Annotated in this window: 6 protein-coding genes; all 6 read right to left on the bottom strand. The window is 73.5% G+C overall.

Features of this window, described 5'->3' with window-relative positions; translation table 11 throughout:
• Window positions 1-59: 59 nt before the first annotated feature.
• Genes CW362_RS43635 through CW362_RS41645 form a run of 6 tightly spaced genes read right to left on the bottom strand, consistent with a single transcriptional unit; the run spans window position 60 to window position 8,947 of the window.
• Complete coding sequence (locus CW362_RS43635; RefSeq protein ID WP_162684419.1) at window positions 60-4,946, bottom strand: type I polyketide synthase; 4,887 nt, start codon at window positions 4,944-4,946, stop codon at window positions 60-62.
• Window positions 4,943-5,641 carry an O-methyltransferase gene (locus tag CW362_RS41665; RefSeq protein ID WP_103554792.1) on the bottom strand — a complete coding sequence of 233 codons (699 nt, stop codon included), beginning with the start codon at window positions 5,639-5,641 and terminating at the stop codon, window positions 4,943-4,945. The genes CW362_RS43635 and CW362_RS41665 overlap by 4 nt, the downstream gene beginning before the upstream one ends.
• 1 nt (window position 5,642) lies before the next feature.
• A complete protein-coding gene (locus CW362_RS41660; RefSeq protein WP_103554791.1) occupies window positions 5,643-6,719 on the bottom strand; it encodes an HAD-IIIC family phosphatase in 1,077 nt (358 codons plus the stop codon).
• The gene (locus CW362_RS41655) at window positions 6,716-7,834 is read right to left on the bottom strand and encodes an acyl-CoA dehydrogenase family protein (protein ID WP_103554790.1); all 1,119 of its coding nucleotides are present in this window, start codon (window positions 7,832-7,834) and stop codon (window positions 6,716-6,718) included. Before CW362_RS41655 ends, CW362_RS41660 begins: the two co-directional genes overlap by 4 nt.
• Window positions 7,827-8,096, bottom strand: coding sequence for an acyl carrier protein (locus CW362_RS41650; protein WP_103554789.1), 270 nt, complete (start codon window positions 8,094-8,096; stop codon window positions 7,827-7,829). The genes CW362_RS41655 and CW362_RS41650 overlap by 8 nt, the downstream gene beginning before the upstream one ends.
• A complete protein-coding gene (locus CW362_RS41645) occupies window positions 8,093-8,947 on the bottom strand; it encodes a 3-hydroxyacyl-CoA dehydrogenase family protein (RefSeq protein ID WP_276313767.1) in 855 nt (284 codons plus the stop codon). Before CW362_RS41645 ends, CW362_RS41650 begins: the two co-directional genes overlap by 4 nt.
• Window positions 8,948-9,108 lie beyond the last annotated feature (161 nt).

Here is a 9,108-nt window from a genome sequence, read left to right as displayed (position 1 = left end):
ACGGTGCCCGGCCGGGAGAACCCGGCCGGGCACCGTCCATGTCGCACGGGGCGAAGCCCTCACTCGGCGGTGCGCAACGCCATCTCGATCAGCTCGTCGGCGTCCATGGCCTCGAAGCCGGACGATGTCACCGGCACCGGCTTCGCGGACCCCGCGCCCTGGCCCTGGGCGAGCCTGCGCAGCTGCTCGAGGAGGTTCGAACTCTCCAGCCGCTCCCGCGGAATGGCCGCCAGCAGCGTGCGGATCTCCTCGTCCGGCCCGGTGCCGCCGTCCGCGCCGAACAGCTGTGCGCGCAGGAACCGGGCCACCGCCCTGGAGGTGGGGTGGTCGAAGACCAGGGTCGTGGGCAGCCGCAGCCCGCTGATCCGGCGCAGCCGGTTGCGCAGCTCCACCGCGGTCAGCGAGTCGAACCCGAGGTCCTTGAACGCCTGCCCCGCCGCGATCCCCTCCGGGCCCGCGTGCCCCAGCGTGGCCGCCGCCTGCACCCGTACCAGCTCCAGGAGCCTGCGTTCCTGGGCGGCCGGGGACAGCCCCGCCAGCTCGGCCCGCAGGGACGTGCCGCCGCCGTCGTCCGCGTCGTCCGCGGCCAGCACCTGCCGGACCTCGTCGATGTCCTCGATCAGCGGACGCGCCCGGGCCATGGTGAAGCCGGGCACGAACAGCGACCAGTCCATGTTGCTGACGGTCAGCGACGTCTCCCGGTGCTCGACCGCCTGCCACAGCGCGGCCAGCGCCGGCTCCGGGGACATCTCGAGCAGCCCGCGGCGCCGGAAGTGCTCCTCGAAGGAGCCGCCGGCGGCCATGCCCTCCCCGGCCCAGGCGCCCCAGGCCACCGAGGTGGCCGGCCAGCCCCGGGCCCGCAGGTGCTCGGCCCAGGAGTCCAGGAAGCTGTTCGCCGCCGCGTAGCCCGCCTGGTTGCCGCTGCCCCAGGTCGCCGAGATCGACGAGAACAGCACGAACGCGTCCAGGTGGGCCCCGTCGACCAGTTCGGCCAGGTTGACGGCGCCCGCCACCTTGGCGGCGACGACGTCGGACCAGGTGCTCACGTCGGCCTCGGACAGCGGGCCCCACTCGCCCACGCCCGCGGCGTGCACCACCGTGCGCACCACCGAGCCGTCCGCGGTGAGCCCGGACACCAGGTCCGCCACCGCCGCACGGTCGGCCACGTCGCAGGCGGCGATCGTCACCCGCGCGCCGAGCGCCTCGAGTTCGGCGCGCAGCGCCCGCGCGGACGGCGCCTCGGGGCCCCGGCGGCCGGTCAGCACCACGTGCTCGGCCCCGTCGGCGGCGAGCCTGCGGGCCACATGGGCACCGAGCGCGCCGGTGCCCCCGGTGACCAGCGCGATGCCGCGCGCACGCCAGGGCCTGTCCGGCGCCCGCCCGGCCAGCGGCGCCCTGACCAGACGGCGCACGAACGTGCCCGAGGGGCGCACCGCCACCTGGTCCTCACCCCCGCCCAGCACCCCGGCCAGCTGCCGCCCGGTCTCCTCGGTGACCGCTCCCGCGACATCGACCAGGCCGCCCCAGCGGTCCGGGTGCTCCAGACCCACGACCCGGCCCAGACCCCAGACCTGGGCCTGCGCCGGCGCGGCCGGCCCCCGGGCGGGGCCCGATCCCGCGCCGGTGCTCACCGCACCGGACGTCAGGCACCACAACGGCGCCGTGACCAGCTCATCGCCCAGCTCCTGCACCAGGGCCGCGGTCGCCGCGAGCCCCGTGGACAGGCCCGGCACCCGGCCGTAGGGCCGCTTGTCCAGGGCGAGCAGCGACAGCACCCCGGCCGCCTCCTGCACGCCCTCGGGCAGCACACCGCCCCGCTCGACGGCGGCCGCGTCCACCACGATGCGCACCGGCTGCGCGCCGTGCGCGCTCAGCGCCCGCTCCGCGAGCAGCGTCAGCGCGTCCTCCTCGTAACCCAGTGGAACCACCAGCGGCCACCGGCCCGACAGACGCGGCGGCGCGGCCTGCGCCGCCGCGCGGCGCCAGGTCACCCGGTAACGCCACGAGTCGAGGACCGAGCCTTCCTGCTGCCGCTCCCGCCAGGACCGCAGCGCCGGCACCGCCGTCTCCAGCGCGCTCCCCTCCAGCCCCAGGGCCCGGGACAGGACCGGCAGATCGGCGCGGTCCACCGCCGCCCAGAACGAGGCGTCACCCTGCGGCGCCCGCTGCGACGGCGGCGCGGCCCAGTGCCGCCGCCGCTGGAAACCGTAGGTGGGCAGCTCGACGTGCCGGCCGCCGGCACCCTCCTGCTCCGTTCCGTGCACCGCACGCCAGTTCACGCACACCCCGTGGACATGGGCCTGCGCCAGGGACAGCAGGAACCGGTCCCAGCCGCCCGCGGCGCGCCGCAGGGTGTCCACGACGGCGACCTCCGCCTCCACGTCCTCGGCGGTCTCGCGCACCGAGTTCGTCAGCACCGGATGCGGACTGACCTCGATGAACGTCCGGTGCCCCGCGTCCAGCAGCGAGCGCACCGTGCGCTCGAACTCCACCGGCCGGCGGATGTTCTCGTACCAGTACGCGGCATCGAGCAGCCCGCCCTCCAGCAGGCCGCCGCGCACGGTCGAGTAGAAGGGGACGGCCGGCGGCCGGGGGCTGACCTGCGCCAGCTCCTCCAGCAGCTCCCGCTCGAAGGGGTCCACCTGGGGCGAGTGACCGGCGACGTCCGCACCGGGGATCTGCCACCGGCGCGCACCCTCCGCCGACAGCCTCGCCCCCAGTTCGGCCAGCGCCCCCGGATCCCCGGACACCGTCACGGTCGCGGGACCGTTCACCGCCGCCACCCCGATGCTCTCGCTCCAGGGCTCGATCCAGGCACGCACCTGCTCGGCCGGTGCCATCACCGACAGCATCGCGCCCCGCCCGGCCAGCCGCCGCCACAGCCTGCTGCGCACGGCGACGACCCGGGCGGCGTCCTCCAGACTGAGCCCGCCCGCCACATGCGCGGCGGCGACCTCGCCCTGCGAGTGCCCCACCACGGCGGCCGGCTCCACACCGTAGGAGCGCCACAGCCTGGCCAGCGACACGATCACCGTGAACAGCACCGGCTGGGCCACGTCCACCCGGTCCATCGAGGGCGCGCCCTCGGCCTCGGTCAGGACGTCCAGGACGGACCAGTCCAGGAAGGCGGACAGGGCCCGGTCGCACTCGAGCACCGAGGCCCTGAACGTCTCGGACCGCCCCAGCAGTTCCACGCCCATGCGGGGCCACTGCGCCCCCTGGCCGGGGAAGACGAAGACCGGCGCGCCGCCCGTGGCGGCGCCCGTGGCCAGGCAGGGCAGCGGACGGTCCTCGGCCAGCGCCTCGAGCCCCGCCAGCAGCTCCTGCCGGTCGCCCGCCACGACGACGGCGCGGTGCTCCAGGGCCGCCCGGGCCGTCGTCGAGGCCGGCCCGAGATCGGCCGGCCCCAGGCCGGGACGCGCGGCCAGGTGATCTCGCCAGCGCACGGCCTGCGCCCGCAGCGCGGCCGCGTCGGTGCCGGACAGCGCCACCGGGACGGGCCGGCCGTCGGCGGACCCGCCCGCCGCGGCACCCGGCTCCTCGGCCGGCGCCGGCTCGGGCGGCGCCTCCTCCAGGATCACGTGCGCGTTCGTCCCGCTGATGCCGAACGAGGAGATTCCGGCCCGGCGCACCCGCTCACCGGCCGGCCAGGGCACGGGATCGGTCAGCAGCCGCACCCCGCCCGAGGACCAGTCGACGTGCCCGGTCGGCTCCGTCACGTGCAGGGTGCGGGGCAGCACCTGGTGCCGCAGGGCCAGCACCATCTTGATCACCGAGCCGACCCCGGCCGCCGCCTGGGTGTGCCCGATGTTCGACTTCAGCGACCCCAGCCACAGCGGACGCTCCGCGTCCCGGCCCCGCCCGTACGTCGCCAGCAGGGCCTGCGCCTCGATCGGGTCGCCCAGCGCGGTGCCGGTGCCGTGCGCGTCGACCGCGTCGACCTGGTCCGCGGTGAGCCGGGCGCCGGCCAGCGCCTGCCGGATCACCCGCTGCTGCGCCGCCCCGCTCGGTGCGCTCAGCCCGTTGCTGGCACCGTCCTGGTTGGCGGCCGAGCCGCGCAGCACGGCCAGCACCGGATGCCCCAGCTCACGCGCCACCGACAGCCGCTCGACCAGCAGGACACCGATGCCCTCGCTGGAGTTCGTGCCGTCGGCGTCCGCGGAGAACGACCTGCACCTGCCGCTCGCGGACAGCACCCGCTGCCGGCTCAGCTCGACGAAGCAGCCGGGCGAGGACATCACCGTCACACCGCCGACCAGCGCCATCGTGCACTCGCCGCGGCGCAGCGCCTGGGCGGCCAGGTGCAAGGACACCAGGGACGAGGAGCAGGCCGTGTCGATCGTCATGGCCGGGCCCTCGAGCCCCAGGAAGTAGGAGACCCGGCCCGAGGCCACACTGGCCGCGTTGCCCGTGGCCCGGTGCCCCTCGACCTCCGGCGCCGCCTCGTACAGCCGCGGACCGTACTCCTGGGCGATGACACCGAAATAGACGCCGGTCTGCGTGCCCCGCAGCGTGTGCGGGTCGATGCCGGCCCGCTCGACCGCCTCCCAGGACGCCTCCAGGAGCAGGCGCTGCTGCGGGTCCATCGCGCCCGCCTCGCGCGGGGAGATCCCGAAGAACGCGGCGTCGAAGGCGCCGGCGTCGTCGAGGAACCCGCCCTCGCGCACATAGCTCCTGCCGGACACCGACGCGTCCGGGTCGTACAGGCCCGCCAGGTCCCAGCCGCGGTCGGCCGGGAAGGCGGAGATCGCGTCGGTGCCGTCCTCCAGCAGCCGCCACAGGTCCTCCGGCGAGCCGACACCGCCCGGGAAGCGGCAGGACATGGAGACGATCGCGACGGGCTCGCTCTCCTTGGCCTCCGCCGCCTCCAGCTCGGATCGGGTACGGCGCAGATCCGCCGTCGCCCGTTTCAGGTAGTCGCGCAGTTTCTCCTCGGCCGCGGTCATGGCCGCTCCTTCTCGCTCGAGCCGCCCGCACCGAACCGCTTGCGGGCGAGGGTGATGCCGTCGAACAGCGGGAGCAGCGACAGATCCACCCGGTCGTCCTCCAGCAGGGCCTGGTTCAGCTCACGGATGGCGACGGTGTCCGCGTCCTGCGCCGCGGGGTCGACCACCCGCCCGAAGAAGAGCGTGTTGTCCAGCACGATCAGCCCGCCGGGGCGCAGCAGCTCCAGGGCCGCCTCGTAGTACGCCGCGTACTGGGCCTTGTCCGCGTCCACGAAGGCGAGGTCGAAACTCCCAAGACCCTCCTCGGCCCGCAGGTCGGCCAGAACCTTGCGGGCGTCGCCCACCCGCAGGTCGATACGGTCGGCCACGTGCGCCTCACGCCAGAACGGGACGCCGATGCCCGGCCACTTCTCGCTGATGTCCATGGTGACCAGACGGCCGTGCGGCGGCAGCGCCCGGGCCATCGACAGGGAGCTGTAGCCGGTGAAGGTGCCGATGTCGAGCACCCGGCTCGCCCCGGTCAACCGCACCAGCAGGGCCAGGAACTGGCCCTGCTCCGGCGTGACCTGCAGCGCCAGCGCCGCGGGGAGCCCGGAGGTCTCCTCGCGCAGCCGGCGCAGGATGTCGTCCTCACGCAGCGAACTGCGTCGTACGTACTCAAGGAGCGCGGGAGTGCTCTCGAGCTGCTGGGCCATGTCAGGCTCCTTCTGCCACGAGGTCCGGTGCGATGAGCCGCAAGGTGGTGGGCGCGCCCTTGTCGGCGGGTTTGAGGTGCAGCCGCTGGATCCCCTCACCGTCCGCGGCGAAGGGCACGTCCTGCGTGCAGCCGCAGCTCTCGCCCGTGAAGCCGGCGAACCGGTAGGCGATCTCCATCATCCGGTTGCGGTCGGTCCTGCGGAAATCCGCGGTCAGATGGACACCGGCGCGCGCGGCCTCGCTCTGAAGCCAGTCGAGCAGGACCGTGCCGGCTCCGAAGGAGACCACCCGGCACGACGTGGCGAGCAGCTTCAGGCGCCAGACCGCGGGGTGCTTCTCCAGCAGGATGATGCCGACCGCGCCGTGCGGACCGAAACGGTCGGTGAGCGTGGTCACCAGCACCTCGTGACCGTCGTCGGCGAGCAGGGCGCGCAGCGCCGCGTCGGAGTAGTGGACGCCGGTGGCGTTCATCTGGCTGGTGCGCAGGGTCAGTTCCTCGACCCTGGACAGCTCCTCCTCACCGGCCCGGCCGATGCGCATGACGAGGTCGAGCGAACGCAGGAACTCCTCGTCCGGGCCGGTGAACTCCGCCCGCCGCGCGTTGCGTTCGAACCCCGCCTGGTACATCTGCCGGCGCCGGCGCGAGTCGACCGTCACCCGCTCGGGGCTGAACTCGGCCAGCTCCGTCAGCGCGTTCGCCCGCGCGGCGTCGTAGCAGCGCACCTCCGGCAGATGGAAGGCGACCTCCGCCCGTTCGGCGGGCTGGTCGTCGATGAACGCGATGGTGCCGAGCGCGAAGTTCAGCCGCTCGGCGATCTCCTTGACCGACTGCGACTTGGGACCCCAGCCGATCATCGGCAGGACGAAGTACTCGGCGACGCCCAGCTCCTCGAGCCGCCGCCACGCCAGGTCGTGATCGTTCTTGCTCGACACCGACTGGAGGATGCCGCGGGAGTCCAGCTCCCGCACGACCTCCAGCACACCGGGCAGCGGCGCGACCTCGCCGTCCTCCAGCAGCGTGCCGTTCCACAACGTGTTGTCCAGGTCCCAGACCAGGCACTTCACCAAAGTCGTCATGCCCACTCCGCCACCGCATGGTCGGCCAGGATCAACTGGCATATCTCGTTGGTGCCTTCGATGATCTCCATCAGCTTCGCGTCCCGGTACGCGCGCGCGGCCACCGTGCCGTCCTCGGCGCCCGCGGACGCCAGCAGCTGCACGGTCGTCGCGGCCGCCCGGGCCGCGTGCGTGGCCCCGATGTGCTTGGCCGCCACGGACTTGACGAACATCCCCGGCGCCCCCTCGTCGCGGGCCCGGCTCGCCTCGGCACAGGCCTGCGCGGCGACCTGCTCGGCCACCACCAGGTCCGCCAGGTGCCCCGCCACCAGCTGGTGCTCGGCCAGCTTCTGGCCGAACTGGCTCCGGGAGGTGGTGTGCCGGGCGGCGGCCCCCAGACAGGCCCGCAGAATGCCGACGCACCCCCAGGCCACCGAGATCCGGCCGTACGTCAAGGCCGCCGTCACCAGCATCGGCAGGGACTGGCCCGGACCGCCCAGGACCTGGCCGGCCGGGACCCTGACCGAGCGGAACTCGATGTCCGCGTGGCCCGCCGCCCGGCAGCCGAGCGGGTCGGCCACCGGCTCGACGTGCACACCGGGGGTGTCGCGGGGGACCACGACGGCGGCGGCCGAGTCCCCGTAGCGGCCGAACACGACGAAGAGATCCGCGTAACGGCCCACGGTGATCCACTTCTTGCGGCCGTCGACGACGACGTGCTCGCCCTCGGCGCGGATCGTCGTGGTGATGGCGTTCAGGTCGCTGCCCGCCTCCGGCTCGCTGAACGCGACGGCGGCCAGTTCACCGCCGGTCAGCCGCGGCAGCAGGGCACCGCGCTGGCTCGCGGTGCCCAGCCGCTGAATGCTCCAGGCCGCCATGCCCTGCGAGGTCATGACACTGCGCAGGGAACTGCACAGGCTGCCCACCCGGGCGGTCAGCTCGCCGTTGTCCGCGCTGCTCAGACCGTGCCCGCCGTACTCGCGCGGCACCTCGGCGCACAGCACGCCCGAGGCGCCGCACTTCCTGAGCAGATCGTCGGGCAGCAGCCCGGCCCGGTCCCAGGCGCCGGCCTGGTCGCCGACGAGGCCGGCGACGGCCCTGGACAGGTCGTCCGTGAGATCGGCGGCGTCACTCATCGCTGTCGCCCGCCCCCCGCAGCCGGCCCACCAGGGCGGTCATCGTGCGCACCGTACGGAAGTTGTCGATCATGAGGTCGGGGCCGGCGATGGTGACCGAGAAGGTCTTCTCCAGATGCACCACGAGCTCCATGGCGAACAGGGAGGAGACCCCGCCGGTGGCGAAGAGGTCGACGTCAAGCTCCCACGACCGCTTCGTGCGCTCCCGCAAGAAGGCCTGGATGGATTCTTCGACCGTGACGGCGTTGGGCGAGGTAGTCATGACAGGGGTTCTCCGTACTCGTAGAAACCACGACCGCTCTTGCGGCCGTGGTGGCCGGACCGTGCCTTTTCGAGGAGCAGATCGCAGGGACGGCATCCCTCGTCCCCGGTGCGCTCGTGCAGCACCCACAGGGAGTCGACGAGGTTGTCGATCCCGATCAGGTCGGCGGTGCGCAGCGGCCCCGTACGGTGGCCGAGGCAGCCCTGCATGAGCGCATCGACCGCCTCGGCGCTCGCGGTGCCCTCCTGCACGACACGGGCGGCGTCATTGATCATGGGATGCAGGACGCGGCTCGTCACGAAGCCCGGGGCGTCGTTGACGACCACCGGCTCCTTGCCGAGCGCGCTGAGCACGGCGCGCACGCCAGCGAGCGTGGCATCCGCGGTGCGCCGGCCCCGGATGACCTCCACCGTCCTGATCAGGTAGGCCGGATTCATGAAATGAGTGCCGATCAGGTCCTGCGGGCGCGCCACCGCATCGGCCATCTCGTCGACGGGGAACGACGAGGTGTTGGTCACCAGCACCGTGCCGGGCTCCACCCGGGCGGACACCTCGGCGAGCACCTTGGCCTTGACGTCGGCGAGTTCGGTGACCGCCTCGATGACGGCGGTGCTGCCGGCCACCTCCTCGAGCGTCACGCTCGTGGTGAGCCGGCCCTGCGCGCGCCCCTGGGGCAGCTCGCCCATCATCTGCGCCATGCGCAGCTGCCGGCCGATCCTGGCCCGCGCCTCGTCGAGCCTGGCCTGGTCGACGTCGACCAGCAGGACCGGGACTCCGTGCCCCAGCGCCAATGTGGTCACGCCGGTGCCCATGACACCGGCCCCGAGCACAGAAAGTCGAATGCCTTCCACCGAGCCTCCGCAGCGTTTGTCGAGATATCCGTCCGACCGCGCGGAAAGACGACAGGAATTACCACATCGCCCTTGAGCGAATCGGCGCCGAATGAGAAAGTGCCACGATCTTTTGAGATCCTCGCAATTCGTTGACGCGGAAACCAGCCCCTACCCCCCCT

It is taken from the genome of Streptomyces populi (assembly GCF_002911015.1).
Classification (GTDB): Bacteria; Actinomycetota; Actinomycetes; order Streptomycetales; family Streptomycetaceae; genus Streptomyces; species Streptomyces populi.
The sequence above is the reverse complement of the archived record's forward strand: the minus strand, read 5'-3'. Positions and strand labels throughout refer to the sequence as shown.